At 68.9% G+C, this 24,510-nt stretch carries 41 protein-coding genes; 4 read left to right on the forward strand and 37 right to left on the reverse strand.

Annotation, left to right across the window (positions count from 1 at the left end; translation table 11 throughout):
- Positions 1-210: 210 nt before the first annotated feature.
- The gene (locus ACIA5D_RS17685; RefSeq protein WP_396031014.1) at positions 211-417 is read right to left on the reverse strand and encodes a hypothetical protein; all 207 of its coding nucleotides are present in this window, start codon (positions 415-417) and stop codon (positions 211-213) included.
- 151 nt (positions 418-568) lie between these two features.
- Here ACIA5D_RS17685 and ACIA5D_RS17690 point away from each other — a divergent pair, with 151 nt between their 5' ends.
- Positions 569-883: a phosphotransferase gene (locus ACIA5D_RS17690; RefSeq protein WP_396031015.1), complete on the forward strand. Its 315-nt coding sequence runs from the start codon at positions 569-571 to the stop codon at positions 881-883.
- Here the strand turns inward: ACIA5D_RS17690 and ACIA5D_RS17695 are convergent.
- Positions 852-1,163, reverse strand: a complete 312-nt coding sequence (locus ACIA5D_RS17695) for a hypothetical protein (RefSeq protein ID WP_396031016.1) — start codon at positions 1,161-1,163, stop codon at positions 852-854. The genes ACIA5D_RS17690 and ACIA5D_RS17695 overlap by 32 nt on opposite strands.
- Before the next feature lie 395 nt (positions 1,164-1,558).
- On the opposite strand from ACIA5D_RS17695, the gene ACIA5D_RS17700 reads away from it, so the two are divergent.
- The gene (locus tag ACIA5D_RS17700; RefSeq protein WP_396031017.1) at positions 1,559-1,687 is read left to right on the forward strand and encodes a hypothetical protein; all 129 of its coding nucleotides are present in this window, start codon (positions 1,559-1,561) and stop codon (positions 1,685-1,687) included.
- Between the two features lie 226 nt (positions 1,688-1,913).
- On the opposite strand, the gene ACIA5D_RS17705 is transcribed toward ACIA5D_RS17700, so the two are convergent.
- Positions 1,914-2,732, reverse strand: a complete 819-nt coding sequence (locus tag ACIA5D_RS17705) for an alpha/beta hydrolase (protein ID WP_396031018.1) — start codon at positions 2,730-2,732, stop codon at positions 1,914-1,916.
- Entirely contained in the window at positions 2,729-4,024 is a 1,296-nt protein-coding gene (locus ACIA5D_RS17710; protein ID WP_396031019.1) for an MFS transporter, read from the reverse strand. Before ACIA5D_RS17710 ends, ACIA5D_RS17705 begins: the two co-directional genes overlap by 4 nt.
- 122 nt (positions 4,025-4,146) lie before the next feature.
- Between ACIA5D_RS17710 and ACIA5D_RS17715 the strand changes: the two genes are divergently transcribed.
- Entirely contained in the window at positions 4,147-5,091 is a 945-nt protein-coding gene (locus ACIA5D_RS17715; protein ID WP_396031020.1) for a LysR family transcriptional regulator, read from the forward strand.
- A 142-nt stretch (positions 5,092-5,233) separates the two neighbouring features.
- Here ACIA5D_RS17715 and ACIA5D_RS17720 read toward each other — a convergent pair whose 3' ends face one another.
- The 32 genes from ACIA5D_RS17720 to ACIA5D_RS17875 form a co-directional block, all read right to left on the reverse strand.
- Positions 5,234-5,926 carry a site-specific integrase gene (locus ACIA5D_RS17720; protein WP_396031021.1) on the reverse strand — a complete coding sequence of 231 codons (693 nt, stop codon included), beginning with the start codon at positions 5,924-5,926 and terminating at the stop codon, positions 5,234-5,236.
- Between the two features lie 638 nt (positions 5,927-6,564).
- Positions 6,565-8,169, reverse strand: coding sequence for an AAA family ATPase (locus tag ACIA5D_RS17725; RefSeq protein ID WP_396031022.1), 1,605 nt, complete (start codon positions 8,167-8,169; stop codon positions 6,565-6,567).
- Between the two features lie 20 nt (positions 8,170-8,189).
- Positions 8,190-9,146, reverse strand: a complete 957-nt coding sequence (locus ACIA5D_RS17730; protein ID WP_396031023.1) for a hypothetical protein — start codon at positions 9,144-9,146, stop codon at positions 8,190-8,192.
- Between the two features lie 34 nt (positions 9,147-9,180).
- Complete coding sequence (locus ACIA5D_RS17735) at positions 9,181-9,507, reverse strand: hypothetical protein (RefSeq protein ID WP_396031024.1); 327 nt, start codon at positions 9,505-9,507, stop codon at positions 9,181-9,183.
- Positions 9,504-9,677 (reverse strand): helix-turn-helix domain-containing protein, encoded by a 174-nt coding sequence (locus ACIA5D_RS17740; protein WP_396031025.1) that lies wholly within the window; start codon positions 9,675-9,677, stop codon positions 9,504-9,506. Before ACIA5D_RS17740 ends, ACIA5D_RS17735 begins: the two co-directional genes overlap by 4 nt.
- Positions 9,674-10,252, reverse strand: a complete 579-nt coding sequence (locus tag ACIA5D_RS17745) for a hypothetical protein (RefSeq protein ID WP_396031026.1) — start codon at positions 10,250-10,252, stop codon at positions 9,674-9,676. Before ACIA5D_RS17745 ends, ACIA5D_RS17740 begins: the two co-directional genes overlap by 4 nt.
- Positions 10,249-10,620, reverse strand: coding sequence for a hypothetical protein (locus ACIA5D_RS17750; protein WP_396031027.1), 372 nt, complete (start codon positions 10,618-10,620; stop codon positions 10,249-10,251). The genes ACIA5D_RS17745 and ACIA5D_RS17750 overlap by 4 nt, the downstream gene beginning before the upstream one ends.
- Positions 10,617-10,868 carry a hypothetical protein gene (locus ACIA5D_RS17755; RefSeq protein ID WP_396031028.1) on the reverse strand — a complete coding sequence of 84 codons (252 nt, stop codon included), beginning with the start codon at positions 10,866-10,868 and terminating at the stop codon, positions 10,617-10,619. The genes ACIA5D_RS17750 and ACIA5D_RS17755 overlap by 4 nt, the downstream gene beginning before the upstream one ends.
- Positions 10,868-11,146 carry a hypothetical protein gene (locus ACIA5D_RS17760; protein WP_396031029.1) on the reverse strand — a complete coding sequence of 93 codons (279 nt, stop codon included), beginning with the start codon at positions 11,144-11,146 and terminating at the stop codon, positions 10,868-10,870. The genes ACIA5D_RS17755 and ACIA5D_RS17760 overlap by 1 nt, the downstream gene beginning before the upstream one ends.
- On the reverse strand, positions 11,146-11,388 hold the full coding sequence (locus tag ACIA5D_RS17765) for a LexA family protein (RefSeq protein WP_396031030.1): 243 nt from the start codon (positions 11,386-11,388) through the stop codon (positions 11,146-11,148). The genes ACIA5D_RS17760 and ACIA5D_RS17765 overlap by 1 nt, the downstream gene beginning before the upstream one ends.
- Before the next feature lie 13 nt (positions 11,389-11,401).
- Positions 11,402-11,911: a single-stranded DNA-binding protein gene (locus ACIA5D_RS17770; RefSeq protein WP_396031031.1), complete on the reverse strand. Its 510-nt coding sequence runs from the start codon at positions 11,909-11,911 to the stop codon at positions 11,402-11,404.
- Between the two features lie 2 nt (positions 11,912-11,913).
- On the reverse strand, positions 11,914-12,189 hold the full coding sequence (locus ACIA5D_RS17775) for a hypothetical protein (protein WP_396031032.1): 276 nt from the start codon (positions 12,187-12,189) through the stop codon (positions 11,914-11,916).
- Entirely contained in the window at positions 12,186-12,311 is a 126-nt protein-coding gene (locus ACIA5D_RS17780; protein WP_396031033.1) for a hypothetical protein, read from the reverse strand. Before ACIA5D_RS17780 ends, ACIA5D_RS17775 begins: the two co-directional genes overlap by 4 nt.
- On the reverse strand, positions 12,308-13,222 hold the full coding sequence (locus ACIA5D_RS17785; RefSeq protein WP_396031034.1) for a RusA family crossover junction endodeoxyribonuclease: 915 nt from the start codon (positions 13,220-13,222) through the stop codon (positions 12,308-12,310). The genes ACIA5D_RS17780 and ACIA5D_RS17785 overlap by 4 nt, the downstream gene beginning before the upstream one ends.
- On the reverse strand, positions 13,222-13,368 hold the full coding sequence (locus ACIA5D_RS17790; RefSeq protein ID WP_396031035.1) for a hypothetical protein: 147 nt from the start codon (positions 13,366-13,368) through the stop codon (positions 13,222-13,224). The genes ACIA5D_RS17785 and ACIA5D_RS17790 overlap by 1 nt, the downstream gene beginning before the upstream one ends.
- Complete coding sequence (locus tag ACIA5D_RS17795) at positions 13,365-13,640, reverse strand: hypothetical protein (protein ID WP_396031036.1); 276 nt, start codon at positions 13,638-13,640, stop codon at positions 13,365-13,367. Before ACIA5D_RS17795 ends, ACIA5D_RS17790 begins: the two co-directional genes overlap by 4 nt.
- Entirely contained in the window at positions 13,637-13,990 is a 354-nt protein-coding gene (locus ACIA5D_RS17800; protein WP_396031037.1) for a hypothetical protein, read from the reverse strand. Before ACIA5D_RS17800 ends, ACIA5D_RS17795 begins: the two co-directional genes overlap by 4 nt.
- Complete coding sequence (locus ACIA5D_RS17805; RefSeq protein ID WP_396031038.1) at positions 13,984-14,184, reverse strand: hypothetical protein; 201 nt, start codon at positions 14,182-14,184, stop codon at positions 13,984-13,986. Before ACIA5D_RS17805 ends, ACIA5D_RS17800 begins: the two co-directional genes overlap by 7 nt.
- Positions 14,181-14,411, reverse strand: a complete 231-nt coding sequence (locus ACIA5D_RS17810; protein ID WP_396031039.1) for a hypothetical protein — start codon at positions 14,409-14,411, stop codon at positions 14,181-14,183. Before ACIA5D_RS17810 ends, ACIA5D_RS17805 begins: the two co-directional genes overlap by 4 nt.
- 353 nt (positions 14,412-14,764) lie before the next feature.
- Positions 14,765-15,166 (reverse strand): hypothetical protein, encoded by a 402-nt coding sequence (locus ACIA5D_RS17815; RefSeq protein ID WP_396031040.1) that lies wholly within the window; start codon positions 15,164-15,166, stop codon positions 14,765-14,767.
- Positions 15,163-16,347, reverse strand: a complete 1,185-nt coding sequence (locus ACIA5D_RS17820; protein WP_396031042.1) for a hypothetical protein — start codon at positions 16,345-16,347, stop codon at positions 15,163-15,165. The genes ACIA5D_RS17815 and ACIA5D_RS17820 overlap by 4 nt, the downstream gene beginning before the upstream one ends.
- Positions 16,348-16,358: 11 nt before the next feature.
- The gene (locus ACIA5D_RS17825) at positions 16,359-17,414 is read right to left on the reverse strand and encodes a hypothetical protein (RefSeq protein WP_396031043.1); all 1,056 of its coding nucleotides are present in this window, start codon (positions 17,412-17,414) and stop codon (positions 16,359-16,361) included.
- Entirely contained in the window at positions 17,414-17,653 is a 240-nt protein-coding gene (locus ACIA5D_RS17830; protein WP_396031044.1) for a hypothetical protein, read from the reverse strand. The genes ACIA5D_RS17825 and ACIA5D_RS17830 overlap by 1 nt, the downstream gene beginning before the upstream one ends.
- A complete protein-coding gene (locus ACIA5D_RS17835) occupies positions 17,650-17,829 on the reverse strand; it encodes a hypothetical protein (protein WP_396031045.1) in 180 nt (59 codons plus the stop codon). Before ACIA5D_RS17835 ends, ACIA5D_RS17830 begins: the two co-directional genes overlap by 4 nt.
- Positions 17,830-17,855: 26 nt before the next feature.
- On the reverse strand, positions 17,856-18,389 hold the full coding sequence (locus tag ACIA5D_RS17840) for a hypothetical protein (RefSeq protein WP_396031046.1): 534 nt from the start codon (positions 18,387-18,389) through the stop codon (positions 17,856-17,858).
- A complete protein-coding gene (locus tag ACIA5D_RS17845) occupies positions 18,386-18,757 on the reverse strand; it encodes a hypothetical protein (RefSeq protein WP_396031047.1) in 372 nt (123 codons plus the stop codon). Before ACIA5D_RS17845 ends, ACIA5D_RS17840 begins: the two co-directional genes overlap by 4 nt.
- A complete protein-coding gene (locus ACIA5D_RS17850; protein ID WP_396031048.1) occupies positions 18,754-19,602 on the reverse strand; it encodes a hypothetical protein in 849 nt (282 codons plus the stop codon). The genes ACIA5D_RS17845 and ACIA5D_RS17850 overlap by 4 nt, the downstream gene beginning before the upstream one ends.
- Positions 19,599-20,435, reverse strand: a complete 837-nt coding sequence (locus tag ACIA5D_RS17855; RefSeq protein WP_396031049.1) for a hypothetical protein — start codon at positions 20,433-20,435, stop codon at positions 19,599-19,601. Before ACIA5D_RS17855 ends, ACIA5D_RS17850 begins: the two co-directional genes overlap by 4 nt.
- A complete protein-coding gene (locus ACIA5D_RS17860; protein ID WP_396031050.1) occupies positions 20,432-21,562 on the reverse strand; it encodes a hypothetical protein in 1,131 nt (376 codons plus the stop codon). Before ACIA5D_RS17860 ends, ACIA5D_RS17855 begins: the two co-directional genes overlap by 4 nt.
- On the reverse strand, positions 21,563-21,784 hold the full coding sequence (locus ACIA5D_RS17865) for a hypothetical protein (protein ID WP_396031051.1): 222 nt from the start codon (positions 21,782-21,784) through the stop codon (positions 21,563-21,565). It lies immediately after the preceding gene.
- Entirely contained in the window at positions 21,781-22,155 is a 375-nt protein-coding gene (locus tag ACIA5D_RS17870; protein WP_396031052.1) for a hypothetical protein, read from the reverse strand. The genes ACIA5D_RS17865 and ACIA5D_RS17870 overlap by 4 nt, the downstream gene beginning before the upstream one ends.
- On the reverse strand, positions 22,152-22,424 hold the full coding sequence (locus tag ACIA5D_RS17875; protein WP_396031053.1) for a helix-turn-helix domain-containing protein: 273 nt from the start codon (positions 22,422-22,424) through the stop codon (positions 22,152-22,154). Before ACIA5D_RS17875 ends, ACIA5D_RS17870 begins: the two co-directional genes overlap by 4 nt.
- Positions 22,425-22,567: 143 nt before the next feature.
- On the opposite strand from ACIA5D_RS17875, the gene ACIA5D_RS17880 reads away from it, so the two are divergent.
- Positions 22,568-23,053: a hypothetical protein gene (locus tag ACIA5D_RS17880; RefSeq protein ID WP_396031054.1), complete on the forward strand. Its 486-nt coding sequence runs from the start codon at positions 22,568-22,570 to the stop codon at positions 23,051-23,053.
- Here ACIA5D_RS17880 and ACIA5D_RS17885 read toward each other — a convergent pair.
- A complete protein-coding gene (locus tag ACIA5D_RS17885) occupies positions 22,977-24,374 on the reverse strand; it encodes a tyrosine-type recombinase/integrase (RefSeq protein WP_396031055.1) in 1,398 nt (465 codons plus the stop codon). The two genes, ACIA5D_RS17880 and ACIA5D_RS17885, sit on opposite strands and share 77 nt — an antisense overlap.
- Positions 24,375-24,510 lie beyond the last annotated feature (136 nt).

Here is a 24,510-nt window from a genome sequence, read left to right on the forward strand (position 1 = left end):
GTCCCTCCCCCGTTTCGGGACGGCTGCGGGCAGGGAACTGTCGCAGCGTCGATCCCGGGTGTCAACCACCCATATCGCGATATGTCAGAAACGGGTTTCGTGTCGCAAGGCGCGTCAACGGGAGAGCTCCACCCGGTCGTCGCGGTGGTTCCGGATACGTAGGCGCGCTCCCCGATGCCGGCCCACGAGAGCCTGCACCAGCACGGTGGTTCAGGACAGCGGCCGTCCCTGCGCTATCTCGACGAGGGTGGGCAGCCCGATCAGCGAGTTGACCAGGGGCGCAGTGGACACTGTGCTCATCGGCGTGTCCAGCGGGAGCAACTCGTTGCGGACGAAGCCTTCCCGCGCGCCGGATCGCCGCCATCGCGCCCACCGGCCCGAGGGCCAGCCGAGCGCCCACCACGTGCCGTGCGGCACCGCGTCCAGCACCTCCAGTCGGGCGAGGGCCAGCGTCGATCAGAGCGCGGCCAGCACGCCCGTAAGATGTGGCCGGTTGGGGGGTGCACTCGGGCAGTGGGGTGAAGACGTCGCTCGCGTCGAACCGCTCGCTGGCGGAGTCGCCAACGACATGTGGAGCGTGCGCGTCAACGGGCAGCTTGCAGTCGGTCGTCTCGGTGCCAGGAGCGACGCTGATCTCGCATGGGAGACCGAGCTCCTCGTCCACCTCGACCGTGAAGGTCTGACCGTGCCGGTGCCGATCGCGACGGCGGACGGCCGGCTGTTCGCCGACGGTCTGGTGGTGATGACCTGCCTAGATGGCGGACCGCCCGAGACACCGGACGACTGGCGTCGCGTGGCCGGCGCGCTCCGCGAGCTGCATCGGTTGACGCAGGGCTGGCGGGTCCGGCCGGTCAGTTGGTGGTGGCCGGGTCTTGCTTCTTGAACCGGCTGATCCAGCCGTGCGCGGTGTAGCGGGGCACGCCGTAGTGGTCGGCGACCGCCGCGGCACTGCCGGCCTGCCGGTACACGGCGGCGAAGTCGGCGGGCATCCTGCGGTACACCCGTTCGGTGCCGGAGTCCTCCGTGGCGGTCGCTTTCTTGCGGGCCGCCTTTGCCGGTGCTGCTTTCTGGGGTGCTGGCTGTTGGCGGCTGGGGCGTGTCTTGCTCGACGGTGCGGGCGCGCTGCCCGCGATGCGGGCCGCGCGGGCGCGGCGTGCGTCCAATGCGGGCAGGCCAGCGGCCTGCCCGTTGACCGCTGCTCGCCGAGGGCCGCAGAGGCCCGCGGTCAAGGGCGGCCGGGTTGTGGCCGCCGCAACGCGGCGCGTAGCGCCCTTGACCGGGCGGGCGGCACGGACATCATGCACGCCGCCGCACGTGCTGTTCCCGCCGCGGCGGTTCTGGAAACGGCAGGCGAGGCGGATCCGGCGCGAACGACTCCAGCGGCGCGACCTGACCGCGCGGCAGGTCCAAGGACGCGATCGACGACGAGCGGGCCCGGGACCCGTACGTGTGGATCGAGTGGAAGGGACCCGACCGGCGAGGCGATGCGGGAGTGGCACGCGGACCTCACCGGCGCGAAGGCCGGCCGGGAGGCCGCGGCGTGGGCGGCGATCACGGGGTGACTGTCGAGCCAATCGTGTGGCGTCCGGGCGAGTTGGAGAAGCTGCGCTCGTCGCGGTCGAGCGGCGGCTACGGCGCGTCGAGCAGCTACTGGAGCCCGTCGGGCAGCTTCGGCACATCATTCTGAGAGCACGTCGTCGTGAGCACGTCGTCCTGAGAACGCGCCGTCCTGAGAACACGAGCCTGCGCAGCGCCCGGACGTGCGGGGCGAGCTCGAACAGTGTGAGCCCGGCGACGCCGGCGGGTTTGAACGCCAGCGTGAACACGGCGCCGTGCTCGGGGCGCAGCAGGCCGGTCCGACCGGTCGGGTGCGAACCGGCACCGCGCGCCGGCCCGCACCCCCGCCGTCCGGGCTACCGCAGCGCCGCGTGCAACGCCTCGGCGAACGCGCCCGGGTGGCCGACGAAGCCTGTGTGTTCGCCGGGGTAGTCGACCGGCGTGCCCCCGAGTCCCTCGGCCAGCGCGATGGACGTGCGGTACGTCAACAGCTTGTGCGACTCGGCACCGAGCCCGACCACGACCCGGACCGGACCGGCGGCGAGGGCCGCGACGTCCAGCCGGTAGCTCGTGGTGTGCCACAGCTCGTGGGCGAAGAATCGGGTACCGTCGGCGAGATCCTGCTGCGAGGGTTCGTATCCGCCGGCGCCCTCTTCTGTGTTCTCCTCGGGGTGCTCGTCGTGGTAACCGGCCTGCTGCATGAACCGCTGCCACGCCGCACCGAGCCCGTCGCGGTGCAACGCCGCGACCGTGTCCTCGACCGCGGCCAGTTGCGCCGTCGCGTCCGGCAGCAGCCGCAGCAGCGGCGGCTCGTGCGCCACGAGCGTCCGCAGCCGCCCCGGTTGCCGCACGGCCAGCGCGAGCCCGGTCACCGCGCCGCCGCTGGTGCCGAACATATCGGCCGTGTCGGCCTGGAGCGCGTCCAGCAGCGCGGCCACGTCGTCGGCGCGCAGGTCGGGCGTGGAGTCCTGGGTCGGGTCGTCCAGTGGGCTGCGCCCGATGCCGCGCGGGTCATGGGTGACGACGGTGTATCGGTCCGCCAGCGCGTCGGCCATCGGCGCGAACGCGTCGGCGCCCATCGGTGAGGCCGCCAGCAGCAGCAATGGTCCGCTGCCGCGCACCTCGTAGTGCAGCCGTCCACCGGGCACGGTCAGGGTTCGAGTGGTGGTGGTCATCGTGTGGATCCCTTCATGTCGATGCGGTGTTCCCGCAGGACCGGTCGGGTTTGCGGGGCTCGCTGCCGTTGTGGGTCTGGTTGGTACGGCAGGACCGGCCGGCGTGGCACGCGCGGGTGCGGCTGGTGGCCCCGCATGGTCGCGGCGAGCACGGCGGGTGCGCCGACGGCGATCGCGATCACCAGCGCGGCCGGAATGAGCAGCGCGGCCGGCAGCGATGCACGGGCGGCGACGAACCCGAGCAGCGCCGGAGCGACCAGCCCGCCGCCGTAGCTGATCGTGGTGACGGCCGATAGTTGCCGGGCCGGACCGCCGGTGGCACCGAGGGCGCTGGCGACCATCGGCCAGACGACCGCGACCCCGGCACCGGTCAGCGCCCAACCGGCCAGTGCGCAGCCGACCCGCGCCGAACCGTCGGTGTGCAGCTCGCCGGCCAGGAGTACGAGACCGAACCCGGCGGTGGCGGTGCAGCCGGCGAACCGGATCGTGCGGCCGGCGCCGAGCCGCGACCGGGCGGCGTCACCGACGAAGCGGACGGCGGTCATCGCGGCGAGGAACAGCGTGTACGCGAACGAACCGGTGGCTGCGCCGGCGCCGAGCACCCGGGTGGCGTGGAACCCGGCCCAGTCCGTGGCCGCCGCCTCGGCGACGAACGCGGCGGCACCCAGCAGGCCGAGCGCGACGAGGAGCGTCGGCCGGATGGGCACCGGATCCGCTGTTGCTGTTGCTGCCGTCGCTGTCGCCGGCGCAGGCGCGTCGACAAGTCCACGGCCGGCCGCCGCCATCCCCGTCGCCAGGGCCACCGCCCCGGCCATCAGGAACACCCGCACGCCCGCACCGGCCCACTGCCCGCCGGCCATCGCCCCGCCGCCGGCGACCGCGCCGAGCGTCCAGATCCCGTGCATCGTGGTCATCACCGGCCGGCCGGCCACGCGTTCCACCGCCGCCGCCTGCACGGTCAAGGCGACGTTGAGCACGCCGAGCAGCATGCCCAGACCGACGGCGGTGATCGCGAGCGTCGCGGCCGAGCCGGCCAGCGCCGGACCCGCCAGTGCCAGCGCCGCTGCCGGTGCGCTCAACCGCAGCAGCCGCCGCCCGGTCCACCGGTCGGCCAGCCGGCCGGCGACCGGCATGGTCACGAGCGCGCCGACGGCGAGGGCCATGAGGATCGCGCCGAGCCGGGCCGCACCGAGGTCGAGCCGGGCGTCGAATGCGGGCAACGCCGCGCCCCACAACGCGGTCAGCGTGCCCGCCGCCGCGTACTGCAACGCCACCGCGCCTCGTGCACCCATCGCGAACCACCTCGATCATCATTTGCCGATGATCCGATCGTGGCCCGGGCGGCGGTCCGAACTCCAACACCTGTTCGAGGCGCATTGACGCACTGTGGTTGTGAATGGGGTACAACGGACGTGTGCCCGAAGATCTCGACATCCGCCTGTTGCGCCACTTCATCGTGGTGGCGGAGGAACTGCACTTCAGCCGCGCCGCGCGGCGGCTGTTCCTGGCGCAGCAGGCGCTCAGCCGCGACATCCAGCGGCTGGAGGACCGGGCCGGGGTGCGCCTGCTGGACCGCACCACCCGGCGGGTCGTGCTGACCCCGGCCGGGCACACGCTGCTGCGCCGGGCGCGGGAACTGCTCGCCCTGCACGACACCACGCTGCGCGAGCTGCACCGCGAGCCTCGCTCGCTGACCGTCGACGTCGTCGGCGCCGGACTCACCCCGGCCCTCGTCCTGGCGGCCGCCCGGCACCGCGCCCCGCAGGTGGAATACTTCGCCCGCTTCCACACCGGCACCGATGACGCCGTGCCGTTACTGCTCGCCGAGCGCCTCGACGTCACCTTCGGCCGGGTCCCGCACCACACCGACTTGCTACGGCACCGGCCGGTCCGCAACGAGCCGCTCGCGGTACTGCTGCCCGCGGACCATCCGCTCACCGCACACGACGCCGTCCCCCTCCACGCGCTGCGCGGCGCCGGCGTGTGCTTCCGCGCCGGCAGCCACGCCACCCCGGGCTGGGAACACGCGATGCTGCAATTGCTCGCCCCGTTCGGCATCGAGGCGGCCGGCGCCCACCCGCACGTCCACGGCATCGACGAGCTGGCCCAGCACCTGGTCGGCCGCAGCGGCCCGATCCTGGTGATGAGTACCCAGCCCGCCGTGCCCGGCGGGGTGCTGCGCCCGATCGTCGATCCGGTCCCGCTGTTCCCCTGGGCGATGATCTGGCGCGTCGACGCCGACGATCCGGGGCTGCGCGCCCTGCACGCGGCGGTGGACGAACTGGCCCCCGGCTGGCCAGCCGTGCCGGCGGATCCGCGCACAACCTGGCTGCCGGCGCCGGAGTCCGGCTCGCCCTGACCCCGCTCGGCGCCTGTGGTGAGGGCCTCGTGCAGGATGCGATCTTGCCGGATGCGGTCGATGGTGATGCCGAGGCTGCGCATCTGCCCCTGGAGATACACGTGGCTGACCGGGGTCGTCGCGATGGCGGTTCGCTCAGAGATCAGCACGTGCCGATTCGGGCTGTTCGGCCAGGCGATCTTGCGGTGCTTGAGCCAGGCACGCAGCGCGCGTAGCGCGAGTTCGGGAGTCGTTGGGGGTGCCCGGCGAGGGTGATCCGGCGGTTAGGCAGATCGAGATCGTCGAGGGTGAGCTGCCGGATCGCCGCGGCGCGGGTGGCGTGGACGACGGCCAGTGCCACGATCAGCCGTTGTGCCGGGTTCACAGCGGCGACCTCGATTGCGTGGATCTCGTTGTCGGTCAACGGAATCAGGGCGGCCTCGACGGTGGTTGCCTTGAGGCGGGTGGTCGGGTTGACGAACACGAGACCGCGCTTCTTGGCGAACCGGAACAGCGACCGCAGCGCGGCGACCGTGCTGCTGTGCTGGTACCCGCGAAGCGGCTTGAGTACGGCGCCGACATCCTCCGCCGTGATCTCCCGAAGATGACCACGGTTGACGGCCAACTGGTCGATGGCCGGCCTGACGACCGAGAGGTAGACGTAGATGGTGCTGGGCGAGCGGCGCCGGCCGGAACCGGCGCCGGATGGGCCGTCAATTCGGCCGCGTTGCGAACGAGCAGGTCCGCGAACCAGGCCCGGCACGGCGGCTTCGAACAAGCGCCAACCGTGTGCCGCCGGCCGGTCAGCGGGTCGGTGCGACGCCGCTTCTGATCCCACGATGCCGAACGCCCGCATAATCCCTCCCGGCGCAGCATCGGCCGGCCGCACGTCGTCGACCAGCGTGATCCCCCGTCCCCGGCCGCCGTGGCCGAGTAGCGGCGCCGATCCTGGAAGAACACGTCCAGGATGCGCCTGCGCGGATGTGAGTCGCCGCGTGCCGTCCGGTCGGGTAGGAGCACGTCGTCGGTGAGGTAGTAGCGGCCGTACACGGCGTACGCGATCGGCTTGAGCGGCATCGACTCGCCGGCGGGCCACTGCGGGTCGCCCAGGTCAACGCAGCGGGCCATGCCCATGCCGACCAGCAGCAGCTCGCCCACGCAGTCGGGGTCGGCGAGCATGCCGCGGAGGCGCTTGTCGTGGGCGCGGAGCTGGGCGCCGCTTGGTGAGCTCATGTTTCCCCTTTCGAATCGTGGCGCAGGATGTGGGCAGGGGAGCGGAACGCCCGTAACGCTCCGCTCCCCGTCGGAGTCAGGCTGCGATGTTGCGACTCAGGATCGTTGTTGGCTGGGGCGGGCACTCGGCATGCCCGCAGTGGGGTGGAACCTCAAGGCGCTGGCTGTCGCGAACAGCCCACCGCCGTCCATCGGGTGTCACCTCCAGCCGGAAGCCATGCTGGACGAAGAAGTCCACGGCCAGCCAGGAATCGCACACGATCACGATGTGGCTCCCGTCGCCCGCTTCTGCCGTTGGGCGTCCTGCGGGCTCCCGAGCGCGATCTTCCAGGGCCATTTACCGGGATCACCCCAGGTGAGCCAGTTCGGCCATTCCCGCTGATCGCGCTGGCCACGCCAGTGCCGCACCTCAACGGTGCTCAGCGCGCCGCCCGACTCGGTCGTCCCGCACGGGACGATGCCGATGCCGAACTCGGGCCAGCGCATCAGCAGGGACGATCCGGTCGGCCGCACCGAGCGCTTCAGTCCCTGTTCGCCGTGGCCGGCGTGAGCCTCGATCAGCATTGCGCAGTTCGCTGCGACCCGCGCCTTGTCGAGCACCGCAACCGTCGCTCGGGCTGGACCCTCCTCGTTGATGTTGGCGTTGTGCAGCCGGTAGAACGGCCCGATGACGAGCAGGTCGGGCTGGTGTGCGGTGACGCGCTCGAGGAGCCATTCGGCGTCCTCGCGGGTGGTCAGGTCGATTCCGTCGGTGCGGTGGATAATCCGCCACATCCCGGGCTCGACCTTGAGCCCATAACCGTGGGCGATGTCCCGCAGCTCGCGGTACTTGCGACGGTTCTGCTGCTCCGAGTTCTCGCAGTCGATCACCAGCACCCGCCGCGGGGGGATGTTGATCGCATGCTTGAACGGGTGCACTCCGGCGGCGATGCAGATTGCCATCTGGCGCGCCAGGACCGACTTCCCGAGGCCTTCGAATCCCGTGAGGATGATCCGGTCCCCGCGCTCGAGCAGACCTTCGACCAGCCATTCGTACGGCTGGTCCTCGACCGCGAGGAACTCGTCGAGATCCGGGGCGAGGACCGGGGTCGCCGGCTTGTCGTTCGTCCAAGTGATCTCCACGTCATCGATGGCGAAGCCCGCTGCGAGGTGGTCGGAGGCATCCTTGCCGGCCTTGCCCTCAACGACCTCGATGAGTGCGCCGACCTCAAGCAGCGAGTCGCGAACCTTCCGCGCGTGCTCCTGACCAGGCGCATCTTTGTCGGCGAAGATCGTCACATAGGCGTCACGGAAGAACTCGGAGTATTCCGGTCGCCACTTTCCGGCGCCGCCGGGGTTGCAAGTGGCGAAGTAGCCAGCTTTGCGGATGTTCTCGACGTCCTTCTCGCCCTCGGCGATGTAGACCAAATTTCCGTCCTTGACCGCCTCGATGACCTCGGGCAGCCGGTACAGCACACGCCGCGTGTCGCCGAGACTCCAGGTCCAGCCGTCCTTGGCCGCGGGATCAGGCCGACGCTGCCGGAACTTCTTGTCGGCTGTACGCAGGACCTGGAACAGCAGGTTTCCTTGTTCGTCGGCGTAGTCGTACTGCGCCACGAAGCCACCGATGCCAAAGGGGCGGCCGTCGCGCCGGGGCTGGCGGATACGGTCGTCGACCTGGGGATCGCGGGGCCGGGTGACCGCCTCCCAGTCAAGGCCGAGTGCGGCGAGCACGTCCTCCGACTGGCAACCGGCATGGCAGTGCATGACGACCGGGTGATCTTTGCCAACGCTGAGCGAGAGGCTGGCCGAGCTGTCGTCGTGTACCGGGCACCGGGCCATGTAGCCGCCACCCGACGGCCGGACGCCGTCGAGCTTGGGCAGCACGAGTTCCGTGAGCGCGCTCATCAGTTGTTCCAGAACTCTTCGAGGTTGCGGGGTTCCTCCGGAGGTTGCGCGGTCTCCTGGTCGTAGTTCTTCCAGGACTCGGCGTTCAGCCAGGTCGCCGCGTTCTTGGTGTAGTCAGGCTTGCGCCTGGGATCGTTGCGGTACTTGGCGGCGCCGTCCACGAGATCGGCGGGGTCGGCCTTCTTGTCACGTAGCGCCCTGAGCCAGGCCTTGCGTGCCGGCGGCTTGTCGGCGGACTTCGGGTAGATCTTCCAGAAATCGATCCAGAGCGGGTCGGCGTCGATCTGCGCTTCGGTCCAGGACAGATTGGGGTGCGTGGAAGGGAGCCTCGGCTCTTCTTCGTCGACTTCGTCGGCGTTGCCGGACGGGTCGCCTTCGGTGGTCTCACCGTATTGGTCATCCGCGCTGGCCGACTCAGCGTCGCTGAAGTCGGGGTCGCCTCGATCGGCGTCAGTGTGCGAAGCGGCTCCTGCCGCGTCAGCAGTTACATGCTCCATGCTCCATGCCCCATAAAGAAGCGACATCTTCTCTGCGCGCCGCGCGGACAAGTCCGCGCGTGACTCGGACCGGCATGCGTCGATCAGCGCCCTGGGCGACAACGTCTTGGAGTCCGGCCCGCTCGGGTCGGGAAGTTTCGACGCGACCTTCTCAGTTTCCAGCCGCTGGTGCCGCGCCAAGTTGGGAAGGAACAGGTAAATGCCAGCTTCCGTTTGGTACGGAATGACCTTGCCGACCAACGCCAGCTCCGCCAGGAACATGGTCACGGCATCCACGGACAGGTCGTCGTCGTACGGGAATACCCTGCCCCTGACGAAACGCGCATCGCCGCGCAGCCGGCCGTGTTCGTCGGCGAGGTTCCACAGGCCGATGTACAGCAGGCGGGCATCCCGCGACACCTGCTCGGCAAGCTCCTGGTCGTCCCAGAACTCGGGTTTCACAGAGCGGATGCGAGCCATGGACACCTCCTCTATGTGGTGTTTCGGTGGGGGATCAGCTGTTGACGGCCAGGTTGGGCCACTGGCCGGCATCGAATTGGGCCATGAACATGGCGACCGGATCGGGCAGCGGTACGCAGACCTCATGCTCGTAGGCGTTGGACTGGCAGACGTATCCACGGCCGTTCCACGCGACCTCCGGTTCACGTACTCCGTACCTGGCCAGGAAGTTCGTGAGCGGGTTGTCCGCGGGGTTGTTGGCGATCCCGCGGCAGCCGTAGGTGCGCAGAATCTCGGCCACCGCGGCTGAGTCGTTGCCGATGGTCAGCAGCGCACCCGCGATGGTGTGGATCGCTCCGGTGGCGTCGGGTGGTGTGCTCACCGGCCGGCACCAGCCTGCCTGTGAGCCCGGTACCGCTCCACGGTCCGTACGCTTACCCGCAGCTCCCGGGCGATTTCCCCGAGCTTCCAGCCGCGTTTGGTGAGCCACGCCGCCTGCCGGCGCCGCTTGGCCACGCTGGCAGGGTGCAGGTTCTTGCCGGTGGTGCTCACGCGTCCATCTCCGCGATGATCGGCCTGATCTGCTGGTTGAACTCGGCGACGATGGCCTCGACGCAGGCCAGGGCGTGCCGGTACCGCGCCTCACCGGCCGGCGGCACCTCGGAGATCCCGGGCAGGGTGCTCTGGGACAGCTGCCAGAGCACCTGAACCTCCGTAGTCAGGTACGCCGCGCCCTCCAACTCCCGCCCGTCGACGCCTTCGTACCGGCCGGTCCAGGAGTCAAGGCTGAGGTCGCGGTACCAGCCGCCGTCCGGCGTCCGCGCGTCCGTGAGCGATCGGGGGCGGGGCGCGACGAGCCGGACGGAGCCGACCATCTGCCCGTTCCAGTCGCTGCGCAAAGCTGACGCTTCGACGACCCGCAGGTGGTGACGGACCAGTCCCGGCGCCATGATCGGGCCGTTGGCGACCCGCCAGGCGATCGCGGCGAACTCAACGGTCGGGTCGTCCGCCCAGATCTCGGCGAACGCCGCTGCTGCGTCGTCGAGGTAGTGCGCGTAGCGGGAACGGCCGTTGCTGGCGTACTCGCGGTCATAGTCCCGGTCGATCCAGAACGGGTCGGCGGTCATCGTGCTCCCGCCTCTCCCGGCCATCGCCGCGCCTTGGTGATGCTCCGGCGCCGCCTGTCGCAGGCGGCAGCCAGGAACGGGTACAGGTCGTCGGTCGAGTCGCAGTGCTCGATGACGCGCCGGAGGATTTCGGAGTCCGGCGGGATGCGGTTGTTCTTGTCGAGCGGCCCGCCGATGCCGGTGCGGCCGTCGAGGTTTCCGCTCTGGTAGCCGAGGACGTAGCCCATGACGGCGGCCTCGCGGAGGATGCGCCGCTCGTAGGAGCGAAGGGTTTCAAGCGCGGTCTGGGCGCGAGCGGCACGGCGTTGCTGCCCGGCGGCAAGCATGCGAGCAAGGCCGGCCATCAGTTCGGAGTCGACGTCGCTCATGTGATTGCGTCCTCGTCACGCCATTCGGCGACGGTGCTCACACTGTCGCTGCCCCTATGGGTGCCGCCGTGGCCGGGCGACAGACAGCACAGCCACGGCGACTCGTGGGGTTCGTCGGTCGGGCCGCGCCATTCCGAATCACAAGCCCGGCCGTCGCCGTCGTTTGGGGTCTTGGCCGGGAGTTCGTCGAGATTGCCGTCGTTGGCGGCGATGACGCAGGCTTCGTCCAGCCAGGCGTCGGAATCCATCACGCCGCCTCGAAGCGGATGTCGCCCGGGTCGCAGCCGACCACATGAGCGAGCGCGGACACGTCGTCATCCCGCCGCTGCGCGGATGCACCAGTGCGCCGGCCGAACCATTCACCGTCCGGGTCGCCGACCACCTTGGGAAAGGCGTGCCCGGCCGTTCCGTCTGGCGTCTTGACGAACCAGCCGCGCAGCCCGTCCGGGACAGCCCAGAACCGGCCGGGCAAAATCGGCCGCGGCCGCGGCGCCTGCACGAGCGGGGCGGGGAACTGGCGGGCCATCACGGGCGTCCAGTCGCCGGGTCCAGCACGACCAACGCCCGCGACCGGTTCGGCGCCCGGCGGATCCAGCCCGCCTGCCGCAGCTCGCCCAGTTGATACTGCACCGACGACGGGGCCATGCCGACCAGGTCGGCGAGTTCCCGGACGGTCGGTGCGTAGCCGTGCCAAGTGTGGAAGTCGCGGATCGCGGCGAGGATCCGGCGGCGCGGCGGGGTGAGGATCGTGGTCACAGGCGCGGTCATGACTGGGCCGCCTTTAGAACGGAGGCTCGTCGGATGTGGCGGCGGCCTGCCTGCCACCGACCCCGCGGTCCGGCTGGCCACCCTGCGTCGCCCACGGGTCGTTGAAGTTGTCTCCGCTGCCGCCGCTGGACTGCCGCGCGCCGTCCCCGCCGCTCGAGCGCTTCATGCGCTGCACCTTCGCCGTGGCGTACCGCAGCGACGGGCCGATCTCGTCGACCTCAAGCTCGTAGACGGTGCGCTTCTCTCCCTCGCGAGTCTCATAGGAGCGCTGCCGCAGCCGGCCCTGCACGATCACCCGGGCGCCGCGCTGCAGCGACTCGGCGACATGCTCGGCGGCGTCCCGCCAGATGTTGCAGGCCAGGAACAGGGGCTCTCCGTCCTTCCACTCGTTCGCCTGCTTGTCGAAGGTGCGCGGTGTGGACGCGAGACGGAACTTTGCGACCGCGGCGCCGTTCGGGGTGAATCTGAGTTCTGGATCATCGGTGAGGTTGCCGACGACGGTGATGACGGTTTCTCCGGCCATGGTCAGGCCGCCTTTCTGCTGATGGAAGCTGTAGAAATGCGCGCGATGACGGGCGCTTCGCAGACGACAGCCCGGGTTGCTCGCGTCTGCCGTTGGCGCTCGGCCGGGATGGGTTCGACCCGCATGGTCGGGGTGCCGACCACCGTCACCTGGTGCTTCTCCGGGAAGTGTGGCCAGTCGAACCAGGCGCTGGCGATCGCCTCGTCGTCGAGCATTCGGTCGTCGTGGATCGGCCACTCGACACGGAGAACATGCGTGGGGGTCGGCATGGCGGTCATGACGGCTCCGCCACGATCCGCAGCTCAAGCTCGCCGAGCCCTTTCAACGGCCCCGCCGGCACCTTGTCGCCCTCGGTGATCGCCGTCCACCGCAGATGCTCGCGTCGATCGTCGGGGATCATTCGACGCTCACCGCGATTCCCAACCGTGCTGCGGTGCTGCAACCACGGCACTTCTCGTAGGTCTTTTTGCTCGTTGGCGCGCCGCACACCGAGCACACGCCTTTCGCAGCAGCGGTGCGGTGGGCTCGCCAATACGCGACCTTGCAGGCTTCGCTGCAAAATGCTCGGCCGTACCGCACCAGAGACTTCGGCTTGGTGAACTCCTCCTCGCAGTGTTCGCAGGTCAGGGGGACGCGCATTCCGTTTGCGCGGCACGGAATCGAACAGAACTTGCGCTGCGATCCACCTTCGAACTGCTTTCCGCAGCCCTCGCAGTTGCGTAGGCGGTTGGCGGAGCGGTGCGCAGATACGCAAGCCCGAGAGCAGAAGCGCTTCGCCGCTGTTGATCGGTGCACTGGGAACTCTGCGTTGCATTGCTCGCAATGCTTGGTGGGTGCAGGATTCACCGCAACCGTCCGGTATAGGGCAATCTCGGTTCGCGGAGCAGGATCGCCACGGACGATGCGCGCGCTGATCTCAGAAACCTGCACATCGTCTTTCCATACGATCTTGTTAAGCGCGTCCAGCACTAGCTTCGTCATGTTGTCCACATCGCGGCGCTGGTAGCCGCCCGCAAAGAAGACCGCGATTACCCCGAAGTGGGAGTCACTGTCGACCTGCCACCCGGGCCGAACCCGCCTGAATTCCCAGGCAATCCGTTCCTCCGCTTGCACGGTCTTGGCCGGGGTGTACGCACGCTTCTTGCTCCCGTACCCGGTGAAGCGGGCCCGCGCCTTGGACGCGGGTTCCCCGTCCAGGCTCAATCGAGCAACAACCCAAGGGTCATAGAGTTCCCGCCCGAGTTGCCAACAGATGGACTCATCCCCGATCTCGGAGAGACGCTTCTCTGGGTGCTCGAGCACGGCGGTCATCACTCGCCCCTGCCGTACTCGTCGTCACCGGACGCGTCGTCGACGTCGTACGTCTGCGCCTCGAGCACCCGGTCGAGCACCTGCGCGGCGTCGATCTCGGCCTGCCAAAGCACCTCGTCGTCCACGAGCGGAATCAGGTCACTCATCGCGCCACCGCCTTCGCGCCGTCGTGGATGACGTTCATGTACTTGCGGTCGAGTTCCTGCACCTCGGTGGCCAGCTGGTTGAACGGCACCAGCGACCGGTGCAGCGGGTCACCGGTGTTGCGCCAGATCGACCAGGCGTCGTGCACGTCCTGCAACGTGGTGTTCTCGCCGCGGGCGAGTACTAGCAGTGCGTACAGGTCAATCAGGTCCATTTCGCAGCGGGGGAGACGGCATGCGAGATGGGCGGTCACCTGCTGGATGTAGTTGGTCATCGCGCAGCTACCTCCACGACCTCGACGTGGTAGTCGGCCAACACGGAGATCCGGGATGTCCCCCCGAATCGTGGCTCGTCGTACGCGATGACCATCTCGATGTCAGGGCCGCCGTGGCTCTGCGACCACGACGAATCAGGCCGCTCCGTGATCGCGACGATCACGCCGGTGCCCTTGGTGTATGCCTGCGGGTACTGCTGGCCGCGGTGTCGGATCCGCACGCTGAGCGTGTACTCGTTGAAGCGCTTGCGGTCGACGTAACCCCGGGCGTGGAGGCCACCAAGCATGCTCTCGACGTCGACACGCTCCTGCAGGCTCAGCTCGGCGAAGGCTTGATCAGTGGTCAGCACGACGGCACCGCCTTGTCATCGACCCACTTCTCGAGCGACCCGCCGAGCGCCAGCACGCGATCCTCCAACTCGTGCAGGTAGGCGCTGACAATCTGCTCAGCGCTCGCATCGTCATCCCACGAGTCCGGCGTGTTCTTCATCAGGTCGTTCACCCAGGCGTCATAGCCAGGCTCATCGCCGTCCCACGGGTTCACCTGGTCACCTCCGCGGTCCCGCCGTCTTCGGGGTCGAGCAGGGTGACGCCGCGCTCGGCGAACAGCGCCCGGATTACCGGGTCGTGGCGGTACCGCTCAGCCGACATCATCGGCACGCCCTCGTGGTCCATCCACGCGGCGAGCACCGCCCGCTTGGTCTTCGACCGGTTGTCGTCGAAGGCGACCAGGGAGTCGGCGATCGCCTCGAACGTGTTGGAGGTGTTCATGTGGCCTCCTCGGCTAGTTGGGTACGGATCTTGTCTTCGATGTCGGCTGGCACCCACCAGCCGACGGTCAGCGCGCCGCGGCATTCGATCGGCGACGGCAGCAGCCGCATGTTGGTGAGCCGCAGATGCCAGGCCGCGCGCTTGCCGTGCGTGCGCTCACCCCAGGGCTGGCAGCAGGGGATCGTCGAGTCCTGACTCGACCGCCCATGAAGGCGGCGACAGGTTAGGTTGCTTGCTCGCGTGGATCGCGACCTCACCGCGCCACGTAACCCGGGCGCCACGGTTCTCGACCGGCTTCATGCCGGCGGCGATCAGGCCGGCCCAGGGCTGCCTCACCGAAATTGCGCGGAGGGTCATCGTGCCCCCACGACCGAAAACGTCTGCTGGACGTTCTTCGCCAGTGCGCTCATGACCACCGACTGGGCGTTCAAGGTTCTGAGATGGTCCCGAGCCGCAGAGGTGGCCGCCTGCGCCAGCTCGTACCGCTCCCGGTCGGCCGTTGTCTGCTGCTCGATGAACGCGTCCCGGTCCGCGACCGTGTGACCGCCGCGGGCCGGCTTCGGGCAGTCCAGGTCGAAGAACGCCTTGCGCTTCTCCCGCTCGTACTCGTGCTTCGCGGTCACCTCGGCGTCGCGAGCGTCGCGCAGCGACTGCTGGGCGACGTGCATGGCCCGCAGCACCCAACGCATCACCTTCTCCGCGTCGACCGGAGTCCACGAGTCACACTCGAACGACTCCCACGGCCCGGCGGTCACGCCACCTCACCCGCCTGCACCGCGCGGAGGAACCGGGCCAGCTCGAACCCATCGGCCTCGCCTGACGACTTGCCGAGGAACTTGTCGACCCGCTGCTCGAGATCCTTCGTCGACCACTTCCTGTCGCCGGCCGACGCCTGGATCTGCCCCCACACCTCGTCGGCGTTCGGCTCCACCTCGACGTCGATCACGTCATCGACGGGCGGGGGCGTCGGGTTCTGCGCCTCGGCGGTGGGCGCCTGTGGCTTCGGCTTGCCGTCGTCCCGGGTTAGCTCAGCCACCCGTGCCGTGAGCGCCTTCTTAAGGGCGTCGGTCAGCACACCGTCGCGGCCGGCCAGTGTCCACAGCCCGCGCACGTCCTCTACCTCGATGGCGTCCGTGGCAGCCGACGCGTACTCCTCGGCGGTCAGCTTGGGGCGCTTCTCCTCGGTCTTTGCGACCTCAATCGCGTGCCGCTCCGCAGTGGCGCCTGCCAGGGCGTTACGGGCCGCCGTACCAAGCTCCCCGCCGAACGCCTGCGCCGGTGTCAGCCAGTCAAAGATCAGAACTGGGACCATGAAGACGCGCGCCTCGATCTGGTCCTTCTCCGCCCGGTCAGGGTGGAACAGGTTCTTCTCGCGCTTCTCCACCCGAAGCACAGCGGGTACCGGCTCCGGCGCCTGCTCGATTGCGTTCGCCAGCATCGGCAGCTCCGCCGCCGCGTTCCAGCCGTGCGACTCAAGCTTGAAGGTGCCCAGCGACGGGACCAGGCCGAGCATCAGCGACATGCGGGTGGTCGGCTTGCACACCTCCCGTGGACCGAACGGCTGGCCCGCCTGCACGGCGGCGGCGCACAGGCACGGCTTGTCGCGCATTTTCTCGGTCTCGCCGTCACACAGCCGGTCGCGGTAGCCGTTTCCCCAATGCTCCATATTCGGGTCGATGCGCTGCGGCGGCACCATGACCGGGATCTCGCTGACGCCGGTCACGACCTGCCACTGCGGACCGGTGTTCGAAGCCCACGGCTGCACCTGCCCGCCGTAGAGGTCGGCGACGGCTTCGACGAGCGCCCGGGAGGGGCTGGTGATACGGAAGGTTTCGAGCTTCGCCGGGTACGGCTTGTTGTTCTTGCTGATGCGCTGCTCGCCGAGCCGGATGACACCGACCAGGGTGAAACGCTTCTGAAGGTCCTTGATGGCCATGGACGGTCTCCTCACGCAGCGATGGAAGTGGCGGGGGAGGAGGCGGCCTGCTCTTTCGCGGCCTTGCGGGCGCGGGCGGCCACCGTCTCCGGAAGCACGAAAGTCCTCGACGACACGGCGGCGGGGCCGTCCTCGATGAGCCAGCGGTACAGGTTCAGGGCAGGCAGGAAACCCTGCTCGTAGGTGGCCTGGTCACAGACGACCGGCCGGACCGCGTAGTCGTGGGGGAGCAGTTGGACGATGACGCCGGCGTCGACCGGGATCATCGGCACCTCGTGATCCGAGTTCTTCACCCTGATCACCGGGAAATGCCGGTAGCCGGTCAGCTGCAGCGAGTTCTCCGGAAAGAACCTCGGTTCCTCGTCCTCGCGGGTCTTGATGTCGAACAGAACATCCAGGGTGAGTCTGCGCTTTTGCGCCTGCCTCCACTGGACCTGCGTCAGCCGGGAGACCAGCTTCGCAGCCTTCTCCGTCCGCTCCGCGTGAATACGGACGGCGCCGTCGGTCTGGCCGGCCGCCCCGATGTCGCGGTGCACAAGTAGTGCCTCGGCGAGCAGGATGTCGTCAGGGGTGATGCCGTAGTCGGCCACATATGCCTGGAAGGACTTGACGTATCCGGCGATGTCGTCGTCGTGGTCTTTGATTTCCCTGTGGTACGACCACCATTCGGCGACATCGTGCACGCGGACACCCTCGTCGGCGCGGCGCGCCCACTCCCGGTTGTGATGGTCGGCGACCCAGCGCTCCACGCACGCCCGGCAGACCTTGCAGGGGCAGCGGTCGCAGAACTCGCCGGGCTCATGACGGCAGCGGCTCCACGTGTTCCCGCACGGCTTCCGGCGGGAGGCGGCGGTCAACGTGGGCAGCTCGTCGAAGGCGAACTCGGCGGACAGGCTCGCGGCCTTCTCGACCAGGCCCCGCTTGCCGATCGACTTCATGGCCGTGGTGACGGACATGAGCCGCTGCTGGTCGATGACGTACCAGCGGCCGTCGTCCGATTCTTCGACCGAGTGGGAATGGAAGTCGCGGCGGGTCAGGTTCTTCTCCGCGGTCTCGGCGATCGGCATCAGAGGTCCACCGTTCTCGAGACGTGGAAGTCGTGGCCGGCGGTGCACGAGTCGCATTCGAAGCCTTCGCCTTCACGGCCGCAGATCACGCACCGGTCGGCGGCGTACGCGTCGAGGCGCTGCTCGTGCCGGGTCCACTCGCCTTGGCAGTGCGCCTCGAAGACGTCGAGCAGCAGGTCATCGCCGAGCAGGCCTTGGCCGTCGTCGAGGCGGGCGATCGCGTCCTGGGCGGTGGTCATTTTGCTTGCTCCGATCGCAGTTTCGACTGGAAGGCCTGATATGCGGCCCGATCCGTGCAGAACGGGCAGTTGTCGGGATCGGCGCTGGCCTCGTCGTGGCCGCATCCGCCACCCCAACGCCCGGACCCTGCTGCGCTGGCGGCGTACGCCATGCGCGCGCCGAGGATCATCGCCACGTCGCGCCAGCTCGGCGCTCTGCTACTCACGCGAACCGCCTCCGTGCCACACCGCGCACATGCGACCCGCCGACCCGCTCCGCGTAACCCGGGTAGCCATAGCCGAGCGACTTGTATTTGCCGCACGAGCAGATCGCCTTCCACCAGCTGGGGCGAACCTCCTGAAGGCGGATCTCGTGGGTGATGGCCTCGGTGGTCATGCGGCAACCGCCACGGTTCCGGCGCCCTGCTGCCCGACCGCGGCCGACAGGCACTGGGAACACCGGGCCATCTCCGCCTTCTCCGGCACGGCCAGGGTGGTCGCGCCGCAGCGGCACACACACTTCACAAAGGTTGGTGATCGGCTGCCCGGTGATCGGGTGGAACGCGGCGATCTCCCGGCCGCCCGCCTGGCGCTCCCTGAACCGGCGGACAAGCAGCAGGTCTGACGGGGCGACGAACGTCTTCGGGGCGTCGTCAGACAGGTGGCCGAGGCCGAGCCGCTCGCCGTGGGTGCCCTCGGGGATGCCGCACAGGGCGCACCCGTGCACGCAGGCGACCGTCACCAGCTCGCGGATCACGTGGTCACCACCCGCACGGTCTTGCCTCGCGCCTCGTCGCGGGCAATGAAGTCAGCTAGGTTCGTGTGGAACACCTGCCTACGCACGCCGGCCGGGGTCAGCCACTCGTCCAGCCAGGACGCGGTGAACTGAAGGCGGCCCAGGTCGTCGGGCTTACAGTCCGGCGCGTGCCAGTGCGGCCAGCGCTGCCGCAGCGCCGGCAACACCGGGTCACCGCGCCAGCCGTGAGCGAGCTCCGTCAGCCGACGGCCTGCCTCCACGCCACGCCCGTAGATGCCGAGCGCCAGCAGCACGAACAGGCCCGTGCCGAGCGCTGACGACAGCAGGAACGTCACCGTGACGAAGGCGATGATCTGCGGCGGGGTCACGCGGCCACCTCCCACAGAGGGAGAACGGCTTGCCGCGGGGCGGCAGGATCACCGAGGGAGGCCAGCGTTTCTTCCCGCCAGCGGAGCGCATACCGCAGACAGTTCGCGCAGTTCCGGTGTCCAGAGCAGTCATCCAAGCGCGCAGCGCGGCGGGCCTCGAACGACCAGGCCATCGAATCCGCCGAGCTCAGCAGATGCCCGTACAACCGCAGCCCGTGTTTCTTCACCCCGAAGCCGTGCATGGCGATGCCCCGCGACGACAGCGCCTCGAAGATCTCGCCGATCTCACCGGTGGCCTGCCGCCGGCACACCGACCCGACACCCACCAACGGGTAGCGCGACAGGTTGATCCCGGCCTCGGCGTACATGCGGGCGCAGCGCAGATAGTCCAGCAGCGTCCAGCCCTGCAGCACCGGCATGAACACGCAATGCTCGGGCATAGCGCGGAGCTCACAGCTGGGGTCGAGTCGTTGCCACCGGTCGCGCAACTCAAGGAAGTTCGCGACCGTGCGCCGCTGGTGTTCCTCGACCGTCAGGCCGGTCTTGGCCAGCATGAACGGCTCGCACATCCAGTCCTGCGGCGCCGCCCAGCCGAGCGAGCCGATCTGCTTGTCGTAGCGATGCACCGCCGCCACATACTCGCCCGGGCCCGTCCGCCACCCGCCGTAGAGGGCCAGCTCCGAGAATCCGCCCGAATCCAGCGCCCAACTGACCCGCGCCCTCGGCAGCCGCGTACGGCCGGCGAGACGGCGGTGCGAGACGAACAGGTGCACATCACGGGGCAGAGCCGGCGACTCGAGCCAATGCGGCTGGTGGGTGCCCAGGTAGAAACACAGGCCCGTCATGCTGCATCACCGACACGAGTGGGCTCAGGCAGCAACCCGCCGCGGCGAAGCACGCTGACCTTCGCGTACAGGCCCCCTTCCGTGTGGCCCAGCCTCGCGGCGATCTCCCGGTGGGGTAGACCGTGCCGCTGCAGGTCAAGGAACCGAGCGGCCCACGCCTCCCGGCCCTCCAGCCCGTCAGCCCCGTCGCACGCGGGAGCATCCAATTCGTCGTCATCCCAAGCGAGCGGCGGCAGCCAGCCCGCCGATCGAGCCATCCGCCGGGCACGAGCCGCACCCGGAGTCTCCGGGGCCGGGATCATCGACAGCTGCTCATACAAGCGGGCAACCAGGCGAGCTGTGCTCGCAGTCACCGGGTGACCGGCCTTCAGCGGGCTGTAGTTCTGCACCGTCCAGCCGACCCGAGCCGCATGCGCCGTCAACGTCCAGCCCAGGCAGCACAGCGCCTGAATGCGGCGGGCAGTGCCGGTGCCATCGACCACGGCACCCTCGGCCATCGCCGTCATGTCCGGCTCGAGCGCGAGAATCGCCGCAGCGGTCGCGGGCCGGAGCCGATCGGTCGGCGGGTTGCCGCGTCGACCACGAAGCAACCCCGTGATCGCGGTCCGGGAGACACCGGTCAACTCGTGAATGCGACGTTCACCGACTCCCGCGGACTTCAGCTTGACGAGGTGCGCGCGGACCGGACCGGCGTCCTTCCACGGCTGCCACGTACCGGCGGCGATCCGCTTCTGCCGGTTCTCCTCATACTTCGACCGAGCCCAACCGCACACGTAGCAGCGGCATCCGTCGAGCCGGTAGCGGGCGTATCCGTGCTGCCTGCTGGACGTCATGCCGAACACCCGGCGAGATCGAATAGATCGAGCTGGGTGGCCCGGCCTTCAACCGCCGGCTCGCCCGGAACAACGGCCCGCCGGCCCGCTCCGTACAGCGACCTTAGGTATCCGAGCACCGGGTCTACCCACGGCGTGTTGGTGGCCACCCCGAGCACGATCGCCCCGATGATCGGGTTCACCACGTCGGCGACCTGCAAGAACTGCTTCGTGCGGGAGCCCTGCCACGGGAAGTCGGGGGGAAAGCCGTTCAAGAGGCCGGCTTCGCCTGCGGTGAGTTCGCGAACCGGGCCGTTGGGGGCGGCCAGCTTCCACGAGCGGGTCGACCCGGTCAGGCACCACGACGGACCGTCCGCGGAGAACACGTTCCCGCCGGACGTCTTCCGGTCTCCGCGGGTAATGATCCGTGTCCCGATCGGCAGGCCAAGAACCGACGCCATCGAGTGCCGGGGGAGACCTGCCCCGTTCCAACCGGCGTCGTGGACACTGACCCTGGTCGTGTCGTAGCGGCGGCCATAGAGGAAAACCCGCGCGCGCTTCGACGGCAGCCCGAAATCGGTCGCCGACAGTTTCACCAGGTCGACGGTCTCCCAGCCAGCCGAGAACGCCTCGGCGGCGATGTCCTCCCAGATGTGCTCGACATCGGGGACCTGTTCCAGCACAAACCATTCAAGGTCCGGCGCGGTGAGGATCCAGCGCGCGGCCTCGACGACGAGCGCGGACCGCGGGTCGCGGACCCGGTGGGGGACGTGCCGCCAGTCACAGGTGCATCCCGAGCCGATACAGGTGATCGCGTCGAGGACATCCTGCATGTCCTGCAGGCCGAGCCGCTTGCCCGATTTCGAGAACGACGGGCACGGCGAGGTGACGATCGCGCCGTGCACGCTGCGGTGCCGGGCGGGCGCGAGTTCCCGCATGTCGCACTGGACCCGTTCGAACCCGGCCGCCCGGCCCGTGTCGCAGGCGTCTACGTCAAGGTCGGCGCCGACAATCCTGCAGGGCAGACTGAGAATCCGGGCGCCCAGGTTCATGCCGCCTGGGCCCGCGCCGATCGCGACCACATCGCCGGGTCCGGCGATGACTCGCCGATCGGGGATCGTCGCGCCTCGGGTCTTCGGGCTGGCCATCTACGCCGCCTCCCGGACGCGCAGGTTCCACGGGATCGAGTTGCCGGGAAAAGGACGGCAGCCGCAGTCCTCGCCGAGCAGCACCTCACCGCAGCACGGGCTCGTCGGCAGCACGTACGTGGAGCGCATCGGGCCGCACAGCGAGCAGTCCTCGACACCGCCCTCCACCTGGTGCACGTGGTCCTGGTGGACGGCAGCGCCGACCGTGTCGGCGATAGTCATGCCGCCGTTCTCCGGCGCGAGGGGCGGCTGGCGGCTCGCTGGGAGGCATGCCGGGCCTGTGTCATCTCGTCCGGCTCAGCAATTCCGAGGCCTTGCAGTCGCCGGCGCACGAGGTCGCCGCCTTCGGAGAACTGCTTCAGCAGCTTCCCGACCTGGGTGGGCGTCATGGAGCGCGCGTCGCCGTAGTGAACGTGCTCGAGCCTGCCGGCACGGCAGTCCTTGATCAGGCTGCTGAGCGCGAACCCGGTGCGACCGGAGACCTCGTCGAGGGTGTACGCGCCGTCCTCGATCGCCCCGCTGCGCCCCATGCGCGCGATCAGGTCGGCAATGAGCGAGCTGACCTCGGCGGGCGTGAAGGCGGCGGGCATCATGCCGCCGCCTTCATCCGCTGCCGGGCGGCCGGCGTGAGGATGCTGTCCCGCTGGTGGACGGGGATGTCGAGGGCGTCGCAGATGCGGGCGAAGGTGCCCGGGCTGACGCGGTCCCGGCGGCCGCGTTCAATGTGGCCCAAGTATCCGAAGGTGATGCCGCATCGTTCCGCGAACTGCGCGATGGACTCGCCGCGAAGCTTGCGCAGCTGACGAACCCTGGTGCCGTTGATCTCGACGCCGGCCGGGTCGGCTGAACAGGTAGTAGCCATACCATCGACGGTACCAAGTTAAACCAAGTTGAACAACGCGGGCTTTGCCAAGGCGACCTGCCTATACAGCCAGATACCAAATCGGGTCATCTTGTACAGCGGTAGCAGTTGGCGGCGTGCTCGAAGTCTGCCAACATGGCACCGTGACCTCGGCCGACGCAGCACCGGACAGCACCGACGCCCGCCAACGCCTCGCCGACCAAGTGCGAAGCAGGCGACTGCAACTCGGCCTCAGCGTCCGCGCCGCCGCGGAACAGGCAGGTATCGCCCGCGGCACCTGGATCGGACTCGAGGACGCCAGCCGACGCACCGCCGAAACGTCGTACGCCGGGATCGAGCGGATCCTGCAATGGGCGCCGGGCAGCGTGTCCGGCGTACTCGGCGGAGAGCAACCCGCTGACGCGTTGGTTGATCCGTCGTCAACGCCCGACAGCATGCTCGCAGCCGGGGCCGGTCACCTCACCTCGACCGCAGCAGCAGACGACATCATCATCGAGATCATGCGCCGTGAAGACCTCACCGAGCGGCAGAAAGCCCGCATCATCCGTACGCTTATCGCTGAGCAGGAACGGTTCGCGCGTGAACGCGCCGGTGAACTGATACGCGATGCGTTACAGGGCGGCGACTGACCCGAGCTGTCGGGCGATCGGAGATCTCGAAGAACGCCTCCATGCTGTCCAGTTCCGCATCGTCTCCGAGATCCAGCAGGTGCCCGTACACATCCATCGTGATCTGAAAAGTGGCATGGCCAAGACGCTTCTGGATCTTCTTGACCGGCCATCCCTGCGCAATCAGCACCGAAGCATGGGTGTGTCGGCAATCGTGGAAACGAGGACGACGAAGCAACACGCCAGCACAGCCGCACACCGAGATCTCGTCCGGGCGCAATTGGCGGGTGGCACCACGCCTGGGCGGCGGTGGTGGCATCGGCGGATGTTCCGGGCAGCGTCGGGCCGCGGCGACCGCCTTCACCCAGCGGTCGTACAGAACCTCAACGCTCCACCGGCGCCCGCCGGGCAACGAGAACACCGGCTCCGATGGACGCCGGCAGGCGACCCTCCGCCGCAGAATCTCCGCTGCCACCGCTTTCACCGTGATGTTGCGCTTACTGGTCTCCGACTTCGGCTCGCCGATGCTTCCGTCGTTCTGACGGCCCAGGCGAACCATGATCGTCGCGCCGCCGCCACGATCGAACAACACGTCGCGCGCGCGCAGCGCGATGAGTTCACCGCGCCGCATTCCCGTGCGAACGGCCACGCCGACAACATCGGCGAGGTCCGGATCGCATCGGGAGAGGATCATGGCTGTCTCGTCTGCGGTCATGAACACGGCGTCGAACTTCTGCTTCGCGGGCACACCGAGGTGGTTCTTCCGCTGACCAGCGGGGATGGCAGCGGGATTGGCGGCGATCCACGTGCCCACGGCAGCGCCAAGACATTGCGCGCCGACCGTGAAGTAGGAGCGCACGCTGTTGTCCCCGAGCTTCTTCGCCTCGCCCTTGCCGCCGCCCCCTCGTCGCGCAACGAATCGGGTGTTGTTCAACCACGCCACCCATTCCTTGACGCCATCCCGGTCAATATCGGGCAACTGCCGCTGGCCGAGAAACGGCGTGACCCGCGTGCGGAGCACCCGCTCGTACTGGTTGATCGTGCCGGGCTGAGGGCTGCCCTGTTCCCGAAGCCTCGCGATCCATTCGCGGGCCCAGGCGGCGAAGGTAGGCGCAACATCCACAGCCTCCCGGTTCGGCGCGCCGAGGATCGCCGTGTAGCACTGCTCGCGGGAGATGTTGTGGTCCCGAGCCTCCACGAGGTCCTTGGCAGCGAGCGCGAGCCGCAACCGGGCGTCGGGTGGCCCGGTGAACGTGCACGACTGCTTCGGCCCACCTCGCCTACCGCCGAGGATCCAGGTGATCCGCACCGCCTCGCCACGGTGCTCGGGATTGGACGCCACACGCCGAAGCTAGCCGAGCCCGTTTCCCCATGGGGACACCAGACGTCGCCAAATACTCGCCAATGGTCGAGTACGGCGTCGTCCGGCTCGCCCTCTGAGCAGGGGAAACCGTATTGTCCCTGCTGGACGACAACTC

Origin of the sequence: Actinoplanes sp. NPDC051513, assembly GCF_044454685.1 — a bacterium.
Classification (GTDB): domain Bacteria; phylum Actinomycetota; class Actinomycetes; order Mycobacteriales; family Micromonosporaceae; genus Actinoplanes.